This window comes from Micromonospora sp. 050-3 (assembly GCF_046549335.1).
Lineage (GTDB): Bacteria > Actinomycetota > Actinomycetes > Mycobacteriales > Micromonosporaceae > Micromonospora > Micromonospora trifolii.
On record NZ_JAJPVX010000004.1, the window covers coordinates 65,920 to 88,370 of the forward strand.

Below are 22,451 nucleotides of genomic sequence, written 5' to 3' on the forward strand. Positions count from 1 at the left end.
CAACGGCCTCACTCAGCGGCGCGGAGTGGGGCGCCCCGCTCGCGCATGAACGGAACCGGATTCACCGCGCCGGACGCGCTGCGGTTGTTGCGCAGGTGCACCTCGAAATGCAGGTGCGGGCCGGAGGAGTTGCCACTGCTGCCGACCTTACCGATCACCTGACCGGCTGTGACGGTCTGATCTTTCATGACGAAGGGCTGGACCACCATGTGGCAGTACCGGGTGATGTAGCCACCGGCGTGCAGCAGGTCGACGAACCAGCCGCAGCCCCCCTTGCCGGGGAATCCGTCCACGTTGCAGTCCTGGCGGCCGCGTTGGTCCTCGTCGCAGGTCGAGACCAGCACCCGACCGGTCGCTGCCGCGCGGATCTCGGTGCCCTTGGCCGCGCCGATATCGACTCCGTTGTGGCTGGGTCGGCTGGTGGTGCGGAAACCGGAGCCGACTCCGCCGGGGATCGGCGCGGTCCAGCCGGAGGCAGCGATCTGACCGCGTTCGGCAGCGTTGCACACCGCCTTGCCGTTGATCTCGACGGTGCGGGCTGCGCCGCCGGCCAGCGCGTCCACGATCCGGCTGGCTACCTCCTCGTGTTTGGCGTACGCGTCCGGATATGCGCTGACCTGCACCCGCTGCGCGACCACGGTCAGTGGTCGGCGTTGCCAGCTCTCCACCGTGACGAGCTTTTCGTAGAACTTGCGGGCCGCGTACGCGGGGTTCAACCGCTCGGCGACGCTGCCCCACCCCGGCCGCTGCTGGAACAGGCCCAGCGAGTCGTGGTCCGCGCCAACTCCCTCGTGCGGCAGAGCCAGGGACGCGGGTACGCCGCTGTTCGCCAGGTTGCGTAGGGCCGACTCCTGCATCGCGGTGGCGAGGGCGACCACCCAGCCTCGGGAGGGTACGCCCATGTCCTGGCCGACCTTGATGATGATCGCGGCATTGCGGACTTGGGTGTCGCCGTACTGGGCGAATCGCGGCAGCTTGCCCGTGATGTTGACCGCTCGGACCGGTCCGCACTCCATGCCAGCCATGGTGTCGCCGTTCTCGGCGTCGTCACCACCGAGCCCGGTGAGGAAGAACGCCGCGGTGCCGCCGGTGCAGCAGAGTAGGAGCAGCATCCCGGTGAGCACCGCGGCGACCACACCGAGCCGGAGGGGCCCGCGGCGGTTTTTGGCGCTACCAACGTCGCTCACGGCCGCTCCCAGTCCAGAACGTCGACCAGCCAACCGCCGTCCGAGGTGACCAGCTCCAGCCGGAGCCCACCGGCATCAAGGGGGAGTAGCAACTCGACGAAGGTCTCGGTTCGCTCTCGCATGGTCGGAGGACCCGTGATCTTCTCGGCGGGCACGCTCTCGGGCTCGGCGCCGGTCAACTTTTCCCTCAGCGCCGGCGTGGAGAGTGGCCGTAGGCCAGCCTGCCACTCTTCGGTGGTCATCCCGGGACGGCCCAGCCAGGCCTTGGCGAAGCGGTCGGCGGTCTGTTCCGGCGTGCGGGCGCCGGGCGACGTCACGGGTGACGGCGGGGCCGCGCTGTTGAGCAAACCGTCGTCCCCGGCCGTCGGGTCCACGGTGATGATCGGCCCATTCGGACGGCTGCTCAACCCATCGGTTGAGTCGCCCGGGTTGGAGATCAGCCGGGTCGCCCCGAGCACGCCGACGACCACCACCCCGATGAGCAGCGCAACGCCCAGCCGGGACCGCAGCGCCCGAGTGAAGAGGAATTCCAACGCCCGTCGCATGGCCGTCACCTCGCCTCTGAGCGCACCCGGGGTCCGGTGCGATCCGGTGCTCGCTCGGTGGAGCCCGGACGATAGACCACGAAGGACGGGTTTTCAGCCGGCACATCCGGCTCGGTCCAGGTCGCCGGCTGTCGGCGCCGAGGCTGCGGGGCGGTTGGCCGGCTCCGACCTCTGCCCTCCTCCGCCGGGGCCTCTTCGGGCCGCTCTCGACCGTCGGGGCGCATCGCGTCTGCGCGTCGGCCCTCGGCCGTGGCGGTCGGCACCGGGTCCTCCCGCCGCGCCTCCGGACGTAGCCGGGTCTGCGTTGCGTCGGGCGACCGTCGACGTCCGCCCACCGGCTCGGCGGTGCCGCCCGGCTCGGCCACGTCCAGCCGAGCGGCGGTCCGCATGTCGCGGAAGAACCGGCGGTGCCAGGACCCGGCCGAGCTGACCGCTTCGCTGCTGTCCTTACCACCGAGTTGGGTGATCCGCCGGTACGGCCGCAGCAGCAGCCATCCGACCACTCCACAGAGCCAGACCAGCACCACCTGGAGCCAACCCGGCATGGTGGGGGTACTCATGATCAGGTCGACGGCGAACAGGTAGATGGCTGCCCCGGTGCCGAAGATGGCGATGTTGAACAGTGCGGCGACCACGGCGTTCGCCAACCGCCGCAGGCCGGCGCTGGCCGGCCGCAATAGCCCGATGGTGCCCAGGATGGGTGCCGCGATCACCGCCCACCGGAAGATCAGGAAACCTAGCAGGACCAGTAGCGACGCGGTGAGGTCGAACATTGCAAAGAGTACGGCCGCGAGCACGGCGATGAACCCTGCGCCGACACGATCCATATCGCGTACACCCTGGAGGTACTCGTACGCCTCTGGATCCTCGGTCTTGATTTGCTGCGCCACCCGCGCCCACTGCTGCTGCTTTGCCTTGATCGTCGCTGGCCGAGTGGCCGGGTTGGCGCGTAGCTTCTCGGCCTCCTCCCAGGAAAGGGCCTTCGCGTCGTATAGTGCCGGACCGTACTTACGAGCGGTCTCACTGTCGGCCGAGCCAAGCACTCCGCGGAGCCAGTTCCGGTACAGCATTGTCTCGGTAGCGGTGTCGCTGGCTCGGACGGCAGGGGTTCGGAGGTCTTTGCAGCGGTCGGGATCGATGCACCGTCCTGGATCCGGTTCCTTCGCCTGCGGCCCAACGGCGTCATGTACCACTCCGAGGCTGGTGACAAGCGCACCGTCGGCGATGTTCGCTGACTTGACTGGCCAAGCGGCCAGCGCCGTGACCGCGACCATCACCAGAAGTGCCCACCCTGCGGTGGTCATCGCGTTGCTCATGTCTGACTGGCGGGACCGCCAGAGTAGGTAGAGTCCCACCACGCACAGGGTGACGATGCCGAAGACGCTGAACACCTTCTGGTACACGGCCTTGGTCGCCTGTTCGACAAGCGGGTCAGCCCATCCCCACATCGAGCCCGGGTCCCAGGCGCGCTCTCTGAGCGCGTTTGACGCGCCGATGATTGCCGTGGCGGCCATAAACTCGCCATTGGCGATCGTCGTGGTGAACTTGTAGTCCGGATGAAGCACGCTTGAGGCGCAGCCACCGTCGATGTCATAGGTGTTATAGCTGTAGCCACCATAGCCATAGAGGCTGTACCGACCAGCTACCCCATTTGCGGCGTCCGTTGGTGGCGCGGCGGCGAACCAGCCGGCAAGACCGGAATCCGGTGTACCCGGGGTCGGTGCGTTGCGGCAAGTGACCTGGTCTTCGCTGACCGCTTGTAGCTTTGCCACGCAGGCGCGGAAGTCGGCTTGCCATTCGGCGGTCGTGCAAAGGTCGGCGCGGGCCTGGGCGGCGGGCGGTGCGGCGGCTGCGGCCTCCGCGCCGATCAGCGGCCAGGTGAGGGTGGCCCCGGCCAGTACGCCAAGGGCGAGCAGGAACGACGCAGTCCTTGCCCAGGCCCTAGCCATGTCACGCCTCCAGATCCGGCAGGGGGATGCTCGGCAGGACTCCGGCCGCTGCGGCGATCGCGGCGGGCGTCGTGTCGAGGTGGTCCAGCAGCCCTTCGACGTACGAGACGTCGACTCGGACCTTCTGCACCCGGCCGTCGACGTCGCGCATCACGAACTCGCGGAAGCCGAGCCGGCTGGACGAGCTGGTGTCGGCGGCGGACAGTGAGGCCAGGGTGGCCTCGTACCCGTCGTTGACCGGCACCCGCAGCAGCCGCAGCGCTTCGGAGGCGATCTCGGCGTCCTCGGCGATGCGGCCGACGAAGACTGTGGAGACGAGGTTCTGCACGTCGAGGCCGAGGATGTCTTTGGGGTTCTGGGAGGCGACCAGCGCGGCCAGGTTCCACTTGCGGGAGTCGCGGGCGAGCCGGACCAGGAAGGAGCGCCCGGACCGCCAGCCTTCCATGAAGTGCGCTTCGTCCAGGCCGACGAGTTTGCGGGACGACATCGAGCCGCCGTAGCAGCGCCGGACGGCGAGCCGGTGCGCGGTGTGCAGCATCGGCAGGGCCAGTGCTTCCTCGGCTGACCAGTACTCGCGTTCGATCTTGAGGTCGGGCAACCGTAGCCCGGCCATGGTGATCACGGTGAGTGCCGCGTCGGCACCGAGCAGCCCTTCCGGCGGCCGGCCGAAGAAGAGCATGGCCAGTGGCATCTCGGCGGTGTCCAGCAGGAGGTTGGCCAGTTCCTTGCCGGCGTCGTCGTCGAGCCGCCCGAGGCAGCTCACCACGTCGTCCAGGGTGGAGGTCTCCTCGGCGGGGACCTGGCGGACGGCGTGCCGGAAGAGGGTGGCGGTCGACGCCTCCCTGGCCACCTGCGGCGGGACGAGCATCATGCAGATGTCCTGGACCAGCATCCGCCGCTCGGCACGGGCGTTGGAGACCGCGATCTCGAACTCCCGGTCACCGGGTGCCCCAGTGCCGAACTCGGAGCGCAGCGGCGTCGGGATGAGCGAGTAGGGCGCCAGGGTGCCGTGCTCCGAGCCGGTCAGGTTCAACACCCGGGAGTACGGCCGCAGCTCGGGCATCGCGCAGAGGCGAGCCAGCGGGCCGGACGGGTCGAGCAGGGTCACCTGGACACCTCGGCGGGCGGCCAGGTAGCCCAGGGCGCCGAGCAGTGTCGACTTGCCACCACCCGGTTCGGCGACGAAGACCGCGAGCCCGGAGCGTTCCCGGACCTCCATGGGGAAGTGCAGGTCGAGGAAGACCGGGCGGCGGCAGGTGCCGGCGGTACGGCCGATCAGGTCGCCCCGCCGGTCGCCCACGTTGGAGGCGGCCTGGGGGAGCGCGGCGGCGAGCAGCGGCACCGGCATGCGACGCACGTAGCCGGTGTTGGCGATCGGCTCGCCGGGGATGAACTCGCGGGCCAGCCAGTCCTGGTTCTTCGGGTGCTGCAGCGAGATGCGTAGCTCCCGGGAGTAGAGCTGGATGAGCCGACGGGCCCGCTCCAGGCATTCCTCCCTGGTCCGGCCGCCGACAGCGATCCGGTGCCAGCCGTGCGCACGGGCCGAGTCGACCGGCAGGCCGGTGGTCATCTCGTCGCCGATCACCAGGGCGCGCTTGGCCAGTCGTTCCAGCTCGGGGGGCGCGTCGATGCCGTGTTCGGCGTAGTCGAGCTGTTGCGAGCGGATCATCCGCAGCCGGTGTTCGAGATTGCGGAAGGAGTCGCCGGAGCCGAGGATGTCGACGCGGGTGGAGATCTCCATCGGCCAGGGCAGCCGCTCGTGGAAGTGCAGCCAGGGCTCGTGTCGTTCCGGGATCTCCAGCGGCTCCATCCGGCCGACAGCGAGCACTGCCACGTGCCGCTCTTCGCCGGTCATCCGGTTGACCAGCTTGACCGTCGAGCCGTACGGGGTGCGGTAGCGCTCCACCTGCTCGGTCATGGCGAGCAGGTCGCCGCGCTCCCAGCGCCCGTCGGTGACGGGGGAGAGGGTGCTCGGAGGTGACATGCACAGCGCCACCGAGCGGTAGAGCAGCCACTCCAGCTCCTGGGCGGTGACCCGCCGGCCGCGCATGCCGAACGCGCCGAGCACCTCGTCGAACTGTTCCACGGTGCGGCCCAGCTTGCGGCGTTCCCCATCGGCGGTGCCCCGGCCGAAGGTGCGCAGCAGCCGCTCGGTGAGTGAGTCGCCGAGGGACCGTCGGGCGAAGGTGACGCCCAGGTAGGTCTGGCCCTCGGCGTGGTTGACCGACATCAGGTGGCGTTGGGCGGCGACCAGGTGGTCGGCCCAGCCGGTGGTGCCGGGTACGTCGGGCAGCGGCGCCGAGGTGTGCGTGTCGATCGTGCGCGCCCACTCGTCGGCGGGGAACGGCCGGGTGGTGCGGCGCAGGTGCAGTCGGAAGCCGGCCAGGCCGGCGTACTGCTCGGAGATCGCCGACAACAGCGCCTCGCGTTCGGCGTCCGGCCGGAACGCCCAGCGGACCTCGGGCAGCCAGTACCAGGCGGTGACGGTGTTCGGCGTGAAGGTCAGGTGGCCGGCGATCTCGGTGATGGCCAGCTCGACGGACGGATCCCGGTCCCCGAATTTGATCTTCGGAGCGCGAACCCGGGCCGGCTTGATTGGTCGGTCCGGTCGGCTCGCCGTGCGCTGTCGGGGCGCGGCGACCTCCTTGCCGGTGGCCGCGGTGCCGGTGCTCCTGGGTCGATCCGTGTCGGTGGCCCGGCGCGCCGTGCGTTCGAGAGCTGGGCGATCCGCAGATGTGATCATGGCCGGCTGCTCCGGCGGAGCCGTGGACCGGCCGGCTGCGGCCGTCGGCTGGGGTGCTTGGACCGCCGGTCGGGCCGTCGCTGCGGGGCGGGCGCCCGGCGCGGTGCTGGCGGGTCGGCGGACGGGGCCGGTGGTAGCCGACGGCGACCCTTCGCCGGTGGACGGGTCGGGCTCGTCCGGAGGACGCAGCATCGGCCGTCGGTCGCCGGCCTGGTGCGGCACCCGGGACTCGCTGGCCGGGTGGCCGCCTCCGTGCCGTGGCTCGGCGGGTCGGCCGCCGTTGCCGGGCGGCTCGGCGGGCGTCCACGGTGGCTCCAGCTCGGGAACCACGCGGGCAGGTGCCGGGCTGGCGGTGGGTGGCGGCTGATGCGGGATCGTCGGCTGCTCGCGGGTGCTCGGGCCGGCGGTGACGGCTCGTGGCGAGCCGGGTCGCCCTCCACCGCCGAAGAGGTCCAGGAAGGGAGAGTCGATGTCGGCGTTCTCGCCGGCCGACACGGCGCTGGGCTCGGCCGGTGGCGTCCGGCGGGGAACCGGCCGGGGCGCCTGGAACACGCCGACGGCGCCGTGGCCGGGCGACGTCACCAGCGCGGGGTCGAGGGCAACCTCGTCCTCGTCCTCGGTGTAGTCGAACGAGTGCGCACGGTGACCGGCCGGTACGCCCGGGCGACCGGCCGGGGAGCCCGGCGTGGAGGAGCGGCTCATGCGATCGCCTCGGCGACTGTCGGCAGACCCCTGCCCGCGTCCTGCGACGGACCGTTCGACGTACGTCCGGTCATGCCAGCTCCTCCCGAATCCTGATCCGGCTGCCGACCAGGCGCGGATCGCGCTGCTCGACCGCCGGCTCCCGGGTGCGTCGCCAGTCGGTCAGCGCGGTGCGGATGACCACCCGCGCCGGCCGATCGGGGTCGACGTGCCGGAAGATGAACGACGTGGTCACGATGGCGAGCGCGATCTCCCAGGCGGGGAAAAGCTCGACCGTCAGCGTGAACAGCCAGTGGATGAACATGTAGAGGGGGACCAGCAGCATGAAGAGCCCGTACTGGGCGTAGGGCAGGTGGACCGGAAGGGTGTAACCGGGCGGCCCGAGGTAGACCAGGCGTGCCCGGTAGATGTCGTCGTCGGTGCGCAGCCGCATGTGGTGAACGCGCCTATTCGAAGATCAGGTCGATCAGGTAATCGCCGACGAAGAAGAGTGTTGCCGCGCCCGCGATGAAGGCGAGCCCGACGATGGCGATCGCGGAGCTGGTCAGCACCTTGGAGATCTCGCCTCGGCTGGCACGGCCGATGAAGATGACGCCCAGGACGGCGAGCAGGATCGGCGCGATCTTGCTGGCGAAGAAGGTGACGACACTGTTGGTGTCGATCCCCTTCGGTGCCGGCTCCGCGAGTGGAGCCGACGCCAGGGTGGAGAGCGCGTGGGCGACGCCGGACGACGCCGTCTCCATGAGCTCGAAGGCGATCACTGGAACCTCCCCATAGCGCGGCCGGCGGTGCCGCGGCGGTGCAATAGGCAAGCCTGGCAGGAAAAGCGCTCCACAGGGCATGGCGTTCTTGACCCTGTGTTCGTTACTCACCACGGAGGGTGGCGAGGTTTGGGCGGATTTTCCCCGCTTCGGCCCTCCCTCCAAGCTTCGCCATCTCGATGCTGGCCAATTCCAAAGCGTACGGGCCGCCCCGGATTGCGACAAGCCGCGAAGGGGCTGCCCGATACTGCCCGGATGACCGATCGTACACCTGTTCTAATCGGCACGTCAGGGGCAGTGGTGCGGGGCCGACCCGGGTCGCTGGGCGCCGCTGCCGCGACCGGTACCGTCTAGTCGTGACCGATCTGGTGCGGGCTTCGGGCCCGGTGGTGATGGGCGTCCTCAACGTCACACCGGACTCCTTCTCCGACGGCGGACGGTACGCCGACCTGGACGCTGCCGTCGGACACGGCGTCCGTCTGCGCGACGCCGGTGCGCACGTGGTCGACATCGGTGGCGAGTCGACCCGTCCGGGCGCCGAGCGGATCGACGCCGCGACCGAGGCCGAGCGGGTGTTGCCGGTCATCCGCGAGCTGACCGCCGCCGGTGTGACGGTCAGCGTCGACACCAGTCGTGCGCGGGTCGCGGAGGCCGCCCTGGCCGCCGGCGCGGCGGTGGTCAACGACGTCTCCGGTGGCCTGGCCGACCCGGACATGGCCCGGGTGGTCCGCGACGCGCACTGCCCATGGGTGCTGATGCACTGGCGCGGGCACTCCCGGGCGATGCGCGAGCTGGCCACCTACACCGACGTGGTGACCGACGTCCGGGCCGAGTTGGCCCAACGGATCGACACGGCGCTGGCCGCCGGAGTGGCCGCCGACCGCCTCATCGTCGACCCCGGGCTCGGCTTCGCCAAGACGGCCTCGCACAACTGGGAACTCAGCGCCCGACTGCCGGAGCTGCTGGATCTCGGCTACCCGCTGCTCTTCGGGGCGAGCCGCAAGTCTTACCTCGGTGGGTTGCTCGCCGCCGCGGACGGCACGCCGCGACCGACCGCCCAGCGGGAGGCCGCCACCGTGGCCACCAGCGTGCTGGCGGTCGCCGCGGGCGCCTGGGGCGTACGCGTGCACGACGTCCAGGCCACCGCCGACGCACTCGCCGTCTGGGCGGCGACCGGTAGCCCCCGGCTGGCCGTGTCGCCGCATGACCAGAAGCGAACGCAACACGATCACGAGCATGGGGTACGGCGATGACGACGGACCGGATCCACCTGACCGGCCTGCGGGCGCGCGGCCGGCACGGGGTGTACGACTTCGAACGCGAACAGGGGCAGGACTTCGTGGTCGACGCCGTCCTGGAGCTGGACCTCGGCCCGGCCGCCGCCAGCGACGACGTCACCGCCACAGTGCACTACGGCGAGCTGGCCGAACGCCTGGTCGCGGTGGTGACCGGCGAGCCGGTCAACCTGATCGAGACCCTGGCGGACCGACTCCTCACTGTCTGCCTCGCAGACGTTCGGGTCGACGCCGCGACGATCACAGTGCACAAGCCGGAGGCCCCGGTGCCGCACACATTCACCGACGTGGCCGTCACCATGACCCGGGCGCGTACCCGGTGACCCGGGCGGTCCTCTCGCTCGGCAGCAACCTCGGCGACCGCCTGGAGCACCTGCGCACGGCCGTCGCCACCCTCGGCGACGCGGTGCTCGTGCTCTCCGGGGTGTACGAGACTCCACCGTGGGGCGACACCGACCAGCCCGCGTACCTCAACGCGGTGGTGCTCGTGCAGGACGAGAGCGCGACCCCGCGCGACTGGCTGGAGCGGGCCCGGGACGCGGAGCGCGCGGCCGGCCGGGTCCGTGACCCGCAGCGGCGGTTCGGGCCGCGCACCCTCGACGTGGACGTGATCGCGGTCTGGGGCGACGACGACGAGCCGGTGCTCAGCGACGAGGAGGAGCTGACCCTGCCGCACCCCCGGGCGCACCTGCGCGCCTTCGTGCTGCGTCCGTGGATCGACATCCAGCCGTACGGTCGGCTGCCCGGTCACGGGTGGCTGACCGACCTGCTGACCACCGGCCCGGCGGCGGACGAGGCGTTGGAGCTGCGTCCCCGGCCGGAGTTGGCGTTAGAGTCGACGGCATGACCGAGCGGAACCGGCCGGCATGACGCAGGCGAAGCCCCCACCCGGCGGGTCGGGCCCGGACGGGTCGCGGATGGGCCCCACCCGGATCTCGACCCTGGTCGTGGCCGGCCTGGCTGCGGCGGCAGTGGCCTGGCTGCTGATCAGCACCCTCTACTACAGCGGAATTCCCCGGCTTCCCTGGCTGCCGGTGGTGACGCTGGCCGGGCTCGCCGTGCTGGAGGCGTACGCCGCGATCAACACCAAGGGCCGGATCGAGCGCAAGCCGGGTCGGGACCCGGTCAATCCACTGTTGGTCGCCCGCTTCGTGGTGCTGGCCAAGGCGTCGGCACTGGCCGCGGCGATCTTCGCGGGCTTCTACGCGGGGCTCAGCGGCTGGCTCTTCGTGGAAACCACCCGCGCCGCCCTGGACGATCGACCGGCCGCCGGCGGGGGCCTGCTCGCCTCGCTGGCACTGGTCGGCGCCGCGCTCTGGTTGGAGCGCTCCTGCCGCGTGCCGGAACGCCCGGACGACGAGCGCGAGCAGGACCCTCGGGAGAGCCGCCCCGGCCAGCGCTGAGCAGGGGGTTACGCCCGGCTGCGGGCGCGGGTACGGTGCCTGCGATCGGAGAGCAAGGGCCGCCCAGGGTCCGTCCGTGCGCCGGACTGGGGACGGTCGGCCACTGGGGAGGCGGCGTCATGGGGTACGAAGAAGCGGGCCGGGACCGGTCGGCCGAACCCTCGTCGGGGGTGCCGGCCGCCGTTCTGGACAACGTCTTCGACGACCCCACCCACGGTGAGCCCGGCCGGGATCGGATCGGCGTCCACCTGGGCTGGGAGCTGCTGCTGCTGGCCGGGCTGGCCGCCGTGAGCTGGCTGCTCTGGCGGGAGGATCCGACAGCGGTGCGCGACGGTAACCTGCGCACGCTGCTGATCGACGCGGTCGGGCTGGGGTTGCTCGCCCTGGCCGCCGGGCTGAGCCTGCGTACGGCCGCGCCTAACCTGGCCGTCGGCCCGATCGCGGTAGCGGCCGCACTGCACTACGCCGAGCAGGGTGACCGGGGCCTGCCGGCGTCGCTCGGCCCGGCCGTGGCGGTCGCCGCGGTGGGCGGGCTGGCGCTGGCGCTGGTCGTTGTGGTGCTGCACGTGCCGGGCTGGGCCGCCAGCCTGGCCGGCGCCGCCGCCGTGGTGGTGTACATCGAGCGCCGTTCGGCGCCCGTGCTGGTGCAGGGTGACTACGACCCGACAAGCAGCGCCGGTTACCTCTTCGCCGGCTTCGCCGCGGTGGCCGTGCTCGGCGGGCTGTTCGGCGCGATCCGGGCGATCCGCCGGCTCGTCGGGCGGTACCGACCGATTGCCGACCCGGCCCGTCGGCGGGGCGCTGTGGCCGCCGTGGTGACCGCCGTCGCTCTGGCCGTCTCCACGGTGCTGGCCGCTCTGGCCGGCGTGCTGCTCGCCGCCAACGATCCCGGTCCGGTGGCGCCCACCTCGGGGCTGGACTGGACGGTGCTGGCCATCGGGGTGGCCCTGCTCGCCGGCACCAGCGCGTACGGCCGCCGGGGCGGTGTGTTCGGCACGCTGCTGGCGGTCGGCCTGGTCACCGTCTTCCAGGTGTACGCGTCGGAGCGCGGCTGGACGCTGAGCAACTGGGTGGTCGGCGGGGCCGCGCTCGGCGTCGGGCTGCTGGCCACCCGGCTGGTCGAGACGCTCGGGCGGCCCCGAACCGGCAGCCCGGAACGGCCCGAGCCGGTCAGCGACGGCACGATCAGCTCGGGCTGGACCACACCGCAGCCGCAGTCCGTCGACAACTGGCCTCCCACGCTGCCGACTCAGGCGGCGCCGCAAACGGTCGACCCGTGGCGGGATCCGCGGTGGGAGGACGGCCCGCGGCGGTGGGACACCGACGAGCGGTGAGCCCCGTCGCGTCCGCCGAGCCGGAGCTGATCTCGACCGTTAGGCTCGGCGACATGACCGACACACCTGCCGCCACCCCGGGCGGAACCTCGTTCGCCGAGCTTGACGCGCTGTCCACCGAGGAGTTGCGGGAGCGGGCGTTCGCCCTCGCCCGGGAGCGTCGGGACGTGAAGTTCTACTGGTCGGTGCTGCGCCACCTGCCGAACGCTGACGAGGCCACGGTGCTCGACGGCGCTCCGAACTCGATCGGCCCGACGATCGACGAGGCCAACGCGCTGTGGCGGGAGCTGACCGGTCACGGCTACGAGGAGTCGGCGCCGCTGCTGCGGGCCGCCTTCATCGACTACCTGATGAAGCACTGAGCCGCTCGGGGCAGCCCAGGTCCGCCCGAGCCATCGGTTCGGGGTCTGGGCGGATCGCGTCGTTCATCCACCGTTCCGGCCCGGTCAGCCGCTACGGCACGGCCGCCGGCACCGGCGCGCTCGCCGTGTTGCTGCTGGTCGGCATCTGCGGCAGTCCGGCGTACACCGGTTGGGCCGTCACCCTGACCGACCCGGAGTCGGCCGGCGCGTTCTACGCGCGCCTGCTCGCCTGGCCGGCCTGGCGGCTCGACGCGGACGGGCAGGCCGGCGGGTTGTTCGCCGCCGACGCGCGAGCCGTGCTGCTGGTGGTCCTCGCGGTGGCGCTGCTCTACCTGTTGCCGGCCGCCCAGGTCGCCCGGGTGCCCGGCCCGGTCAGCCAGTTCTTCTCCGGCTGGGCCGCGTACGTGCTGGCTGGTGGGCTGGCCGCCGTGCTGGCGGCGCTGCTCGGCCCGGCACCGTCACTGCTGGGGGCCCTGCAGGACGCCAGCACCGGTGCCGGTTACGGCTTCCTCACCGGGTGGATCATCGGCATCGCCAGCCTCGGTGGTCGCGCCTGACCCGCGGAGGCGGGCCAGGCGCGGCGGGTCGTACGTGCGCCCTGACCGGGGTGGTTCAGCTGGTCGGGCGGCCGAGGTCGAGGAGGCGCTGTCGGCTGAGCGCGCCCACCGGCCGGCCGGCGTCGGTCACGAGGAGCCGGTCCCGGCCCGAGGTGAGCAGGACCGCCAACGCGTCGTACGCCGAGCCGTCCACCTCGACGGTGGGCAGGTCCGGTGAGGCGTCCTCGGGCACCGGATCCAGCGCCTCCCGGTCGAGTGGGGTGACCGCCAGCCGGCGGATGCCCCGGTCGGCGCCGACGAACTCGCGTACGAACGGGGTGGCGGGTGCGCCGAGCAGCGCGGCCGGCGTGTCGTACTGCTCCAGGTGCCCGCCCTCGGAGAGGACCGCGATCCGGTCACCGAGTCGGACGGCCTCGTCGAGGTCGTGGGTGACCAGCACGATCGTCTTGCGCACCTCGGCCTGGAGGCGCAGGAACTCCTCCTGGAGGCGGGCCCGGACGATCGGGTCGACGGCCGAGAACGGCTCGTCCATCAACAGCACCACCGGGTCGGCGGCGAGCGCGCGGGCCACCCCGACCCGCTGCCGCTGGCCACCCGACAGCTCGTGCGGGTAGCGACCGCCGAACTCCGCCGGGTCAAGCCCGACAAGGTCGAGCAGCTCGTCGACCCGGGCCCGGGTCTGGCTCTTGGGCCAGCGGAGCAGGCCCGGCACTGTGGCCACGTTGGCCCGTACCGTCTGGTGTGGAAAGAGGCCGACGTTCTGGATCACATAACCGATGCGACGGCGTAGTCGTACCGGGTCGACGTCGGTAACGTCCTCGTCGCCGAGCGTGATGCGACCGGCGGTCGGTTCGATCAGGCGATTGATCATTCGCAGCACTGTCGACTTGCCGCAGCCGGACGGGCCGATCAGCACCACCAGCTCGCCGGCCCGGACCTCCAGGCTGAGGTCCCGGACAGCCTCGGTGCCGTTCGGGTAGCGCTTCTGGATGCCCTCCAGGGAGATCGACGCCGCGCGAGGGGATTGGGCCACGCTGGCAGCCTCCGGGGTAACGTCCACGTATGTCCTTCCGCCTGAGCTACCGGGCCGACCCGGGTAACCCCTGGTTCTCCTGGCAGTACGTGCGGGACAACTCTGACACGATCCTCGCCGCGGTGCGCGAACACGCCTCCCTCACCGGGCGAGCGGTGTTGATCGCGGTGCTGATCGCGCTGCCGTTGTCCGTGCTGGCGTACTGGGTCCGTCCGCTCGCCGGCCCGATCCTCGCCGTCAGCGGGGTGGTCTACACCATCCCGTCGTTGGCGCTCTTCGCGTTCATCGCCCCCTACCTGGGCACCGGGGCGACCACGGTGCTGGTCGGGTTGGTCCTCTACGCGCTGCTGCTGATCGTGCGCAACGTGGTGGCCGGTCTCAACCAGGTGCCCCCGGAGGTTCGCGAGGCCGCCGAGGGCATGGGTTACGGGCGGTGGAGACGCCTCTTCCGGATCGACCTGCCGCTGGCGCTGCCGGGCATCGTGACCGGCGTACGGCTGGCGACCGTCTCGACAGTGGCGTTGGTCACGGTCGGGGTGCTGGTCGGGCACGGCGGGCTCGGGCAGTTGATTTTCGCGGGCTTCCAGAACAACCTCTACAAGGCCGAGATCATGACCGCCGCGCTGCTCTGCGTGGCGCTCGCTGTTGTGCTCGACCTGCTGCTCATCCTGGTCGCCCGACTGGTGACCCCCTGGTCCGCCCGGAGGGCACGGTGACCGTCGCGGCGAACCCGATCGGGCAGGCGATCACCTGGATCAACGACCCACTGAACTGGACCAACCCCGGCGGCATGCTGGACCGGCTCGGCGAGCACCTGACGATCTCCGCCCTGGCGGTGGCGCTCGGCTGCCTGGTGGCCTGGCCGCTCGGGCTCTGGCTGGGGCACCTCGGCCGAGGTGGCGGCCTCGTGGTGCTGATCTCCAACGCCACCCTGGCCATCCCGACTCTGGCGCTGCTGACCATCCTGCCGATCGCCTTCTCCAGCGGCTTCGGGAAGACACCGGTAGTGGTGGCACTTGCCGTCTTCGCCGTGCCGCCGCTGCTGGCCAACGCGTTCACCGGGGTGCGGCAGGTGGACCCGGAGGCCCGCGACGCGGCCCGGGGAATGGGCCTGTCCAGCGCACAGCTGCTGCGCCGGGTCGAGTTGCCGCTCGCGGTGCCCTACCTGGCGGCCGGCTTCCGGACCGCGGCGGTCCAGGTGATCGCGACAGCGGCGCTGGCGTCCTTCGTCAACGGCGGCGGCCTGGGCCAGATCATCCGGACCGGCTTCGGCATCGGTATCGCGGCCGGTGGCGGGCAGATCGTCGCCGGCGGTGTGCTGGTGGCCGGGCTCGCGCTGGTGGCCGAGGTGGTCTTCGGCGGCGTCGAACGGCTGGTCACCCCCAAACCACTGCGGCGCGGGCGGCAGCGTCTCGGACGGCCCCGGGCCGCCGACGCCACCGGGAGCGCCTGACCCGTCCGGGTGAGCCCGCGTCGAGCCGGCGACCCAGGCCCGTCCGATCGGTGACGATGAGGTGACGAAGTCCATCCCAAGTTGTCGGTCGGTTGCGGAGCATGTTGGGTGGACATTCGCGGGCGACCGACAGTCAGGATCGCCCGTCGGACACGCGGCCGGCCCGGGACGGGCCGCGCCGGGACACGGAAGGCGGGCACATGCGCGCACGTACACGTCTGGCGATTGGGGCTGTCAGCGCCGTCGCCGGGGCAGCGCTCCTCACCGGATGCGGGGACGCCGGCTCGTCCGGCACCGACGCACCCCAGACGAGCGCCTCCGGCGCCGGGTGCGCCCCGGTCGCCGGTCAGCAGCTCATCGCTCTGCAGGACGACAAGAAGCTCCAGAACTCCGACAACGTCATTCCCGCTGTCAACAGCAAGGCGGCCAACCCGCAGCTGATCGCCGCACTGGACAAGGTCTCCGCCGCGCTGGACACCCCGAAGCTGATCCAGCTCAACAAGGCGGTGAACGACGACCGCAAGACCGCCAAGGTGGCGGCCGAGGAGTTCGCCAGCGCGAACAACCTCACCGCGGGCATCGCCAAGGGCCCGGGCGGCGACATCACTGTGGGCGCCGGCAACTTCGCCGAGAGCCAGATCCTGGGCGAGCTGTACCGGGTCGCGCTCACCGCCGCCGGCTACCAGGTCAAGGTGCAGCAGATCGGCAACCGGGAGCTGTACGCGCCGGCTCTGGAGAAGGGCGAGATCCAGGTCGTCCCGGAGTACGCGGCGACAATGGCCGAGTTCCTCAACACCAAGGCCAACGGCCAGAACGCCCAGCCGATCTCCTCGCCGGACATCAACACGACGGTGACCGCGCTCAAGGCCGAGGGCGACAAGGCCGGCCTCACCTTCGGCACGCCGGCCGCCGCACAGGACCAGAACGCCTTCGCGGTGACCCAGGCCTTCGCCGACAAGTACGGCGTGCGGACCCTCTCCGAGCTGGCGGCGAAGTGCTCCGGCAGCGCGACAGTGCTGGGTGGCCCGCCGGAGTGCGAGCAGCGTCCGTTCTGCAAGCCGGGCCTGGAGAAGACGTACGGGCTGTCGGTCGGCAAGTTCTCCTCGCTGGACCAGGGCGGCCCGCTGACCAAGAGCGGGCTGCGCGACGGTTCGATCAGCGTGGGCTTGATCTTCTCCTCGGATGGCGCCTTCGCCACCAGCTGAGCCCTCCCCGTACGTGCTGAGGACGCCCCCGCCCCCGACCGGGCGGGGGCGTCCGCGCGTCCCGGGGACCCCGTTCCCTCCGATGGATATCGTGGGTAGGCTGCACATCCATGCCAGCCCCGGCCACCTCCGACGCCCGGCGTCGACCACCGCTGCTGACCATGCTCTTCTGGGCGGGCGTCGCTCTCGCGCCGGTGGCGGCACTGATCCTGCTGGTGGCCGACGGCAACGGCCCGCTGCGCTTCGCCGCGGTGCTCGCCATCCTCGCGGTGGTGCTGATCGGCCTCTCCATCGCGCTGCGGTCCGACGGCGAGGGCGACTCGGCGCGGACCGACGAGCTGCTGGACGAGATCGAGGAGCTGCGCCGGGAGCTGCGCAGCGAGATCGTGGCCGCCGCCCAGCGCGGTAACCAGGCGCTCGACCAGGCCCAACGGGCCCAGGAGGGTGTCGCCGCGGTGCGCCGCCGTCTCGACGCCAGTGGTGCCGCCCTCGCCGGTGCCGCCCCCGCTGTCGAGCCGGCGGGCGCCGGACGGGCGCGGGTGGCTGCCGTCGAGCCGCCGGTGGACGACGTGCCGGTGGCCCGTAACCGGGGTGACGCGTCGGCCGGCCGCGCCCGGGTGTCCGGCCCCGACGACGCGCCCCGATGGGGGCGCCCCGAGCACCCCGACGACGAGCCGGCGTACGCCCGGGAGGCCCCCGAGCCGCCGGCCGCAGCCGGGACGTACGGCGGCGAACGGCCGGCCGCCACCGCGTACGGCTCAGCCCGCCCCCGGGAACACGACCGCCCCGAGGCGGCGCACCGGCCGGGTGGCGTGGTCCGACACACCGAGACCGTGCACGTCACCACCCGGCACACAGTGGTGGACGGTGGCCCGGCCGAGCCGGCCGGGCGCTACGGCGGCGGGTATGCCGGCCAGTGGACCCCTCCCGCGCAGGAGTGGACCCGGGGCGGCGAAGCCGACGAACGCCCCCGTCCGGCCGGCCGGGCGAGGAGCGAGCCGGAGGAGCACCCCAGGGCCGGGTACGGCGACGAGCCAAGCTGGACGGGCCGCCGCGACGAACCGGAGTGGACCGATCGGCGCGGCGCGTACGCCCAGCCCGACGAGCCCGCCCCGGCGGCCCGGTCACACCGCACCCCGGAGAGGCCGGCGGCGGAATCCTGGGACAGCCCGGACGATCGGGGCTGGTCGGAGCAGCGCGAGCGGGCGGCTGCCGCGGCGCCGCAGCCGGGGCCACCGCTGCGGGCCGACGACACCGGCGAGTACTGGTCGCAACTGCGGGCCGGTGACCGGTGGGCCGCCGTTCGCGACGACGAGAACGGTCGCGAGTTGCGGGTCGGCGAACGTCGGGCCGAGGTGCACGCCGACGCCACCGGCACCGAGTACCGGGTGGCCGACCGCTGGGCGGCCGTCCGCCACGAGGAGCCGCGCCGTCATGAGGAGCCGCGCCGTCATGAGGAGCCGCGCCGTCATGAGGAGCCGCGCCGTCATGAGGAGCCGCGCCGTCATGAGGACGCCGACCGCTACGAGGAGCCGCACCGCTACGAGGAGCCGCGCCGCCACGACGGGGGCCGGCGGGCCGAGCCGGGAAGGCCGGCGCTGCCGGTGGGTGGTGTGCCGGTGCCCGACGAGTGGCGCGCTCCGCGCCAACGCGGCCACCAGGCGGAACCCGCGCCGGAACGGACCGGCCGACGGCGGGTCGACGAGCGCTACGGCTACCCGCCCCAGGACGACGTACCGCGTGCCGGCGGCGCGCCGCCCGCCGACCGCTGGCGGTGACCGGTCAGGCGACCCCTGTCACTTGTCGATGTCGCCGACCACGAAGAACATCGAGCCGAGGATCGCGATCAGATCCGGGACCAGGCACCCGGGGAGCAGGGTGGCCAACGCCTGCACGTTCGCGTACGAGGCGGTGCGCAGCTTCAACCGCCACGGCGTCTTCTCGCCCCGGGACACCAGGTAGTAGCCGTTGATGCCGAGCGGGTTCTCCGTCCAGGCGTACGTGTGCCCCTCCGGCGCCTTGAGCACCTTCGGCAGCCGGGTGTTGATCGGCCCGGTCAGCCGGTCCACCCGGTCGAGGCACTGCTCGGCGAGGTCCAGGGACGCGTACACCTGGTCGAGCAGCACCTCGAAACGGGCGTGGCAGTCCCCGGCGGTCTTGGTGACCACTGGCACGTCCAGCTCGTCGTACGCCAGGTAGGGGTCGTCGCGGCGCAGGTCCAGGTCGAGCCCGGAGGCCCGGGCCACCGGCCCGGACGCGCCGAAGGCGGCGGCGTCCGCGGCGGACAGCACGCCCACGCCGACCGTGCGGGCCAGGAAGATGTCGTTACGCCGGATCAGGTGGTCCAGGTCGGGCAGGCGGCGGCGTACCTCGCCGATGGCCGCGCGGGCCCGCCCGGTCCACCCGTACGGCACCTCTTCCTTGAGGCCACCCACCCGGTTGAACATGTAGTGGATCCGGCCGCCGGAGACCTCCTCCATCACCGCCTGGATGGTCTCGCGTTCCCGGAAGGCGTAGAAGATCGGCGTGATCGCCCCGATCTCCAACGGGTACGACCCGAGGAACATCAGGTGGTTGAGCACCCGGTTCAGCTCCGCGAGGGCCATCCGCAGCCAGGTGGCCCGCTCCGGCACCTCCATTCCCATCAGGCGTTCCACAGCGAGCACCACACCCAGCTCGTTGGAGAATGCCGAGAGCCAGTCGTGCCGGTTGGCCAGCACGATGATCTGCCGGTAGTCACGCACCTCGAAGAGCTTCTCCGCGCCCCGGTGCATGTAACCGACGATCGGTTCACAGGCGACCACGCGCTCGCCGTCGAGCACCAGCTTCAACCGCAGCACACCATGGGTGGAGGGGTGCTGCGGGCCGATGTTCAACACCATGTCGGTGCCGAGCTGCTGATCACCGGTGCCGGCGATCAGCCCGGCCCCGGTGCCGACGGTCAGTTCACGGAGGTCCCCGGCGTCGGTGGTCATGCCCGTCATCGTGCCACGGCCGGCCCGAGCGGGATGCCGACCGGCTGGCGCAACCACCAGTGCCCGCCGAGCCCGGCCGGGTCGGTCAGCTCGGCCACCGCCGACGCGGCGGCCAGCGCCCGCACGTAGCCGACCGGGTCGGTGCCGGCCAGGCTGAGCGGCGGTCGCCCGCCGTCGGCCCCGAGCGTCCGCAGCGCCTCCCGCTGCAAGACCAGGGAGTACGCGCACCGGGCGACCGCCGCACCAGCGGAGGCGACCGAGTCCATGGCCACGTGCGCGGTCACATCACTCGACCCGTCGGGCACCGGAGGCACCTGCCGCCCACCCCGGTACCCGGTCAACGTCCCGTCGACCGGTCGTGCCTCCCTCAGGTGCCCGTAGTCGACAGCTACCGCCAGCCCTCGACTGATGTTCCTTACCGCCTGCGCCCAGGCTTCGTCCCTGGTCCGGCCGATCTCGGCCCGTTGTTGGTTGCTGTGGGGGGTTTCGGGGCAGCCCGGCCGGCTCCGGGCGGTCAGGCTTGATCCCTGCGCCGGCCGGGCTGCCCCGAAACCCGACTCGCTATCGCTTGTCGCGTCGGCCCAGGTAACCCCCGGATTGGGAGCACGGTCCGTGCTGGGCGCGGTTTCGAGGCTGGGCCACCACGTGGTGAGCCAATCAAGATCAGCGGGGCTGACCGGCTCACCGACGGATTCGGCACCGCTCTCGGGGTCGACCAACAGGTATCGCCAGCCGTCCTCGGTGTGCACCGCGACGTCCAGCGGGACGTTGTCCAGCCACTCGGTGGCCAGTAGCACTCCGGTGATCTTGGTGGGGATCTCGGCTGTCCAGTTGATCTCTTCGGACAGGTTCTCGGGGCGGTCCGCGTACTCGACAGCTGTGAAGCGCACGCGGTCCGCAAGCGACGGTCGGACCGTGCCGGACGACGGCTCATCGCGCAGGGAACGGGCGGCGGCCCCGGAAACCCCCACCGCAACCCCGACGGACGCCAGCAGTGCGTGGATTAGTTCCCCACGCCCAGCCCCGACGTCGACCACATCGAGCCGGTCAGGGTGGCCGAGGGCAGCGTCCACCTCTGTGATCAGGCGCAGCAGGGCGGTGGCGAAGGCCGGGGTGGCGTGCGTGCTGGTGCGGAAGTGGTCGGCCGGCCCGGTGCCGGCGACGAAGAAGCCGCCCGGCCCGTAAAGGGCCCGGCTCATGGCGTCCCGCCACAGGACCGACATCAGTCCGCTCCGAGTTGAGCGTGGGTCACCGTGCCGACCCTACGGTCAGGGCCGCCGTTCGTGGTTCACGCCCGGAAGTAGTGCCCCTCGTCCAGGTCGGCGATCAGGCCGGGGCGGGCAGGGACCCAGCCCAGCAGTTCGCGCGTGATCGCGGATGACGTCGGGTTGTCCATCTGCGCGAACGACCCGAGGAAGCCGAAGAAGTTGTCTGCCTCGTCGGGGCTGATGCTTCGGACCGGGATGTCCAGGTTGCGGCCGATGGCGGTGGCGATCTGCCGGAAGGAGACTCCTTCGTCGGCGGCTGCGTGCAGGCGTGCACCGGCCGGGGCCTTTTCCAGGGCCAGACGGTAGAGCTCGGCCGCGTCGAGCGTGTGCACGGCCGGCCACCGGTTGGCGCCGTCGCCGACGTATGCGGCGTACCCGTTCTGCCGGGCGGCAGCGATGATGGCGGTGATGAAGCCGTAGTGGTCGAGCGAGCTGTGCACTGTGGGCGCGAGCCGGACGATGGAGGAGCGCACACCGCGAGAGGCAAAGCCGGCCACGAGGTTTTCGGCGTCGATCCGGTAGCCGCTCGGGAAGGTGTCGCTTTCGATGCCGGGGCGCCCGACGATGCCGCCCAGCGCGAGCATGGCCGTCCCGCTCGTGCCGACCAGGGGTTTGCCGGAGCCGTCCAGGCCGTCAGCGAGTGCCCCGAGGGCGGCCAGGTCGGTTTCGGCTGCGCCGGCCATGTCGCCGTTGATCATCAGGTCGTGGCGGAACGCCAGGTGGATGACTCCGTCGGAGGTGGCCGCCTCGTTACGGAGCACGTCGAGGTCGGACAGGTCGCCGCGGCGTACCTCAGCGCCGAGCTTCTCGATCGCGGCGGCCGATGTTTCGGAGCGGGCCAGGCCGACGACGTCATGTCCGGCGGAGAGCAGTGCCGGCACGACTGCGGAGCCGAGGTGGCCGGAGGCACCTGTGACGAATACGCGCATGGTAATTCCTTCGTGGGTAGGGCCATGTCACCTTGCGACATGACCGTACCTCGCGATGTCGCCATGTGACATGGCTCAGGGAAAATAATGTCGCAGCGTGACATCGGATACCATCGCCCCATGGCTCGCTGGCAACCAGACGCGCGCGGCCGCCTGGAGGCGGCTGCTTTCGAGTTGTTCCGCGAGCGCGGCTTCGAGCAGACCACGGTCGCCGACATCGCCGCCCGTGCCGGCCTCGACAAACGCACCTTCTACCGGCTCTTCGGCGATAAGCGCGAGGCTCTCTTCAGCGGCAGCGAACGCGTGGAGGAGGCCCTGGTCAAGGTGGTGGCCGAGACGGACGCCGCCCCGTTTGAGGTGGTCATCGCCGCCTTCCGTCAGATGGCGGTGGACATCTTCGCCGACCGCCGCGAGCTGGTCCGGATGCGCCAGTCGATCATTGAGAGCAGCCCGGAGCTGCAGGAGCGTGAGCTGCGCAAGACGGGCGCACTGCTGGCCGCCGTCAGCGCCGCCCTCCGTGCCAAGGGCCTCGACGAGACCACGGCCACGCTGGCCACCGAGTCGGGTGGCACGGTCTTCCGTGTGGCGTACGCCCGCTGGGTCGCGCCCGACGGCGATTCCTCGCTCGCCGACCTGATCGCCGAGGTGGCCACCGAGCTGAGCACCATCACGTCGTCGTCCCCAGGAAGACGTTGACAGGGGCCTCTCCTTCGGTGGTGAAGGTTTTCACACATGCTTGTCCGGGTTCGG

The 22,451-nt window shown here is 71.6% G+C and carries 22 protein-coding genes; 12 read left to right on the plus strand and 10 right to left on the minus strand.

Features of this window, described 5'->3' with window-relative positions; translation table 11 throughout:
• Positions 1-8 precede the first annotated feature (8 nt).
• From ACLJOK_RS32440 to ACLJOK_RS32465, 6 genes are all read right to left on the minus strand, one after another.
• Positions 9-1,187, minus strand: coding sequence for a M23 family metallopeptidase (locus tag ACLJOK_RS32440; protein WP_410822292.1), 1,179 nt, complete (start codon positions 1,185-1,187; stop codon positions 9-11).
• A complete protein-coding gene (locus ACLJOK_RS32445; RefSeq protein WP_410822293.1) occupies positions 1,184-1,741 on the minus strand; it encodes a hypothetical protein in 558 nt (185 codons plus the stop codon). Before ACLJOK_RS32445 ends, ACLJOK_RS32440 begins: the two co-directional genes overlap by 4 nt.
• Positions 1,738-3,681, minus strand: a complete 1,944-nt coding sequence (locus ACLJOK_RS32450) for an MFS transporter (RefSeq protein WP_410822294.1) — start codon at positions 3,679-3,681, stop codon at positions 1,738-1,740. Before ACLJOK_RS32450 ends, ACLJOK_RS32445 begins: the two co-directional genes overlap by 4 nt.
• A gap of 1 nt (position 3,682) precedes the next feature.
• Positions 3,683-7,126, minus strand: a complete 3,444-nt coding sequence (locus ACLJOK_RS32455) for an ATP-binding protein (protein WP_410822295.1) — start codon at positions 7,124-7,126, stop codon at positions 3,683-3,685.
• Between the two features lie 70 nt (positions 7,127-7,196).
• Positions 7,197-7,559, minus strand: coding sequence for a hypothetical protein (locus tag ACLJOK_RS32460; protein WP_053654782.1), 363 nt, complete (start codon positions 7,557-7,559; stop codon positions 7,197-7,199).
• 13 nt (positions 7,560-7,572) lie between these two features.
• Complete coding sequence (locus tag ACLJOK_RS32465) at positions 7,573-7,887, minus strand: hypothetical protein (RefSeq protein ID WP_030327982.1); 315 nt, start codon at positions 7,885-7,887, stop codon at positions 7,573-7,575.
• 356 nt (positions 7,888-8,243) lie between these two features.
• Between ACLJOK_RS32465 and folP the strand changes: the two genes are divergently transcribed.
• The 7 genes from folP (at position 8,244) to ACLJOK_RS32500 (ending at position 12,838) form a co-directional block, all read left to right on the plus strand.
• Positions 8,244-9,140: a dihydropteroate synthase gene (gene folP / locus ACLJOK_RS32470; protein WP_410822296.1), complete on the plus strand. Its 897-nt coding sequence runs from the start codon at positions 8,244-8,246 to the stop codon at positions 9,138-9,140.
• The gene (gene folB, locus ACLJOK_RS32475) at positions 9,137-9,505 is read left to right on the plus strand and encodes a dihydroneopterin aldolase (protein ID WP_410822297.1); all 369 of its coding nucleotides are present in this window, start codon (positions 9,137-9,139) and stop codon (positions 9,503-9,505) included. Before folP ends, folB begins: the two co-directional genes overlap by 4 nt.
• Entirely contained in the window at positions 9,502-10,029 is a 528-nt protein-coding gene (gene folK / locus ACLJOK_RS32480; RefSeq protein ID WP_112601537.1) for a 2-amino-4-hydroxy-6-hydroxymethyldihydropteridine diphosphokinase, read from the plus strand. The genes folB and folK overlap by 4 nt, the downstream gene beginning before the upstream one ends.
• Before the next feature lie 19 nt (positions 10,030-10,048).
• Positions 10,049-10,585, plus strand: a complete 537-nt coding sequence (locus tag ACLJOK_RS32485) for a DUF3180 domain-containing protein (protein WP_410822299.1) — start codon at positions 10,049-10,051, stop codon at positions 10,583-10,585.
• A 119-nt stretch (positions 10,586-10,704) separates the two neighbouring features.
• Entirely contained in the window at positions 10,705-11,919 is a 1,215-nt protein-coding gene (locus ACLJOK_RS32490) for an ABC transporter permease (protein ID WP_410822300.1), read from the plus strand.
• 53 nt (positions 11,920-11,972) lie between these two features.
• A complete protein-coding gene (locus tag ACLJOK_RS32495; RefSeq protein ID WP_410822301.1) occupies positions 11,973-12,281 on the plus strand; it encodes a hypothetical protein in 309 nt (102 codons plus the stop codon).
• Positions 12,282-12,406: 125 nt separating this feature from the next.
• Positions 12,407-12,838: a hypothetical protein gene (locus tag ACLJOK_RS32500; RefSeq protein ID WP_410822302.1), complete on the plus strand. Its 432-nt coding sequence runs from the start codon at positions 12,407-12,409 to the stop codon at positions 12,836-12,838.
• Positions 12,839-12,893: 55 nt separating this feature from the next.
• On the opposite strand, the gene ACLJOK_RS32505 is transcribed toward ACLJOK_RS32500, so the two are convergent.
• Positions 12,894-13,898, minus strand: coding sequence for an ABC transporter ATP-binding protein (locus tag ACLJOK_RS32505; RefSeq protein WP_410822303.1), 1,005 nt, complete (start codon positions 13,896-13,898; stop codon positions 12,894-12,896).
• Positions 13,899-13,900: 2 nt separating this feature from the next.
• On the opposite strand from ACLJOK_RS32505, the gene ACLJOK_RS32510 reads away from it, so the two are divergent.
• The 4 genes from ACLJOK_RS32510 to ACLJOK_RS32525 all read left to right on the plus strand — a co-directional run bounded on the left by ACLJOK_RS32510 (position 13,901) and on the right by ACLJOK_RS32525 (position 18,307).
• Complete coding sequence (locus tag ACLJOK_RS32510) at positions 13,901-14,587, plus strand: ABC transporter permease (protein WP_354940124.1); 687 nt, start codon at positions 13,901-13,903, stop codon at positions 14,585-14,587.
• The gene (locus ACLJOK_RS32515) at positions 14,584-15,324 is read left to right on the plus strand and encodes an ABC transporter permease (RefSeq protein WP_410822304.1); all 741 of its coding nucleotides are present in this window, start codon (positions 14,584-14,586) and stop codon (positions 15,322-15,324) included. Before ACLJOK_RS32510 ends, ACLJOK_RS32515 begins: the two co-directional genes overlap by 4 nt.
• A gap of 200 nt (positions 15,325-15,524) precedes the next feature.
• Positions 15,525-16,529: a glycine betaine ABC transporter substrate-binding protein gene (locus tag ACLJOK_RS32520; RefSeq protein ID WP_410822305.1), complete on the plus strand. Its 1,005-nt coding sequence runs from the start codon at positions 15,525-15,527 to the stop codon at positions 16,527-16,529.
• Positions 16,530-16,639: 110 nt separating this feature from the next.
• Positions 16,640-18,307 (plus strand): hypothetical protein, encoded by a 1,668-nt coding sequence (locus tag ACLJOK_RS32525; protein ID WP_410822306.1) that lies wholly within the window; start codon positions 16,640-16,642, stop codon positions 18,305-18,307.
• Positions 18,308-18,325: 18 nt separating this feature from the next.
• Here ACLJOK_RS32525 and ACLJOK_RS32530 read toward each other — a convergent pair whose 3' ends face one another.
• The 3 genes from ACLJOK_RS32530 to ACLJOK_RS32540 all read right to left on the minus strand — a co-directional run bounded on the left by ACLJOK_RS32530 (position 18,326) and on the right by ACLJOK_RS32540 (position 21,701).
• Positions 18,326-19,513 (minus strand): NADH-quinone oxidoreductase subunit D, encoded by a 1,188-nt coding sequence (locus tag ACLJOK_RS32530; RefSeq protein WP_196920100.1) that lies wholly within the window; start codon positions 19,511-19,513, stop codon positions 18,326-18,328.
• Positions 19,510-20,727: an SAM-dependent methyltransferase gene (locus tag ACLJOK_RS32535; protein ID WP_410822307.1), complete on the minus strand. Its 1,218-nt coding sequence runs from the start codon at positions 20,725-20,727 to the stop codon at positions 19,510-19,512. The genes ACLJOK_RS32530 and ACLJOK_RS32535 overlap by 4 nt, the downstream gene beginning before the upstream one ends.
• A 65-nt stretch (positions 20,728-20,792) precedes the next feature.
• Positions 20,793-21,701, minus strand: coding sequence for an SDR family oxidoreductase (locus ACLJOK_RS32540; protein WP_410822308.1), 909 nt, complete (start codon positions 21,699-21,701; stop codon positions 20,793-20,795).
• A gap of 120 nt (positions 21,702-21,821) precedes the next feature.
• Between ACLJOK_RS32540 and ACLJOK_RS32545 the strand changes: the two genes are divergently transcribed.
• The gene (locus ACLJOK_RS32545; RefSeq protein WP_410822309.1) at positions 21,822-22,397 is read left to right on the plus strand and encodes a TetR family transcriptional regulator; all 576 of its coding nucleotides are present in this window, start codon (positions 21,822-21,824) and stop codon (positions 22,395-22,397) included.
• Positions 22,398-22,451: the final 54 nt, after the last annotated feature.

What these genes read in the sequence shown, in the direction of transcription:
- ACLJOK_RS32450 (WP_410822294.1), bottom strand. Translation starts at nt 3,681, where the DNA reads ATGGCTAGGGCCTGGGCAAGGACTGCGTCGTTCCTGCTCGCCCTTGGC.
- ACLJOK_RS32455 (WP_410822295.1), bottom strand. Translation starts at nt 7,126, where the DNA reads ATGAGCCGCTCCTCCACGCCGGGCTCCCCGGCCGGTCGCCCGGGCGTA.
- ACLJOK_RS32460 (WP_053654782.1), bottom strand. Translation starts at nt 7,559, where the DNA reads ATGCGGCTGCGCACCGACGACGACATCTACCGGGCACGCCTGGTCTAC.
- folB (WP_410822297.1), top strand. Translation starts at nt 9,137, where the DNA reads ATGACGACGGACCGGATCCACCTGACCGGCCTGCGGGCGCGCGGCCGG.
- ACLJOK_RS32485 (WP_410822299.1), top strand. Translation starts at nt 10,049, where the DNA reads ATGACGCAGGCGAAGCCCCCACCCGGCGGGTCGGGCCCGGACGGGTCG.
- ACLJOK_RS32490 (WP_410822300.1), top strand. Translation starts at nt 10,705, where the DNA reads ATGGGGTACGAAGAAGCGGGCCGGGACCGGTCGGCCGAACCCTCGTCG.
- ACLJOK_RS32495 (WP_410822301.1), top strand. Translation starts at nt 11,973, where the DNA reads ATGACCGACACACCTGCCGCCACCCCGGGCGGAACCTCGTTCGCCGAG.
- ACLJOK_RS32510 (WP_354940124.1), top strand. Translation starts at nt 13,901, where the DNA reads ATGTCCTTCCGCCTGAGCTACCGGGCCGACCCGGGTAACCCCTGGTTC.
- ACLJOK_RS32520 (WP_410822305.1), top strand. Translation starts at nt 15,525, where the DNA reads ATGCGCGCACGTACACGTCTGGCGATTGGGGCTGTCAGCGCCGTCGCC.
- ACLJOK_RS32525 (WP_410822306.1), top strand. Translation starts at nt 16,640, where the DNA reads ATGCCAGCCCCGGCCACCTCCGACGCCCGGCGTCGACCACCGCTGCTG.
- ACLJOK_RS32530 (WP_196920100.1), bottom strand. Translation starts at nt 19,513, where the DNA reads ATGACGGGCATGACCACCGACGCCGGGGACCTCCGTGAACTGACCGTC.
- ACLJOK_RS32535 (WP_410822307.1), bottom strand. Translation starts at nt 20,727, where the DNA reads ATGTCGGTCCTGTGGCGGGACGCCATGAGCCGGGCCCTTTACGGGCCG.
- ACLJOK_RS32540 (WP_410822308.1), bottom strand. Translation starts at nt 21,701, where the DNA reads ATGCGCGTATTCGTCACAGGTGCCTCCGGCCACCTCGGCTCCGCAGTC.
- ACLJOK_RS32545 (WP_410822309.1), top strand. Translation starts at nt 21,822, where the DNA reads ATGGCTCGCTGGCAACCAGACGCGCGCGGCCGCCTGGAGGCGGCTGCT.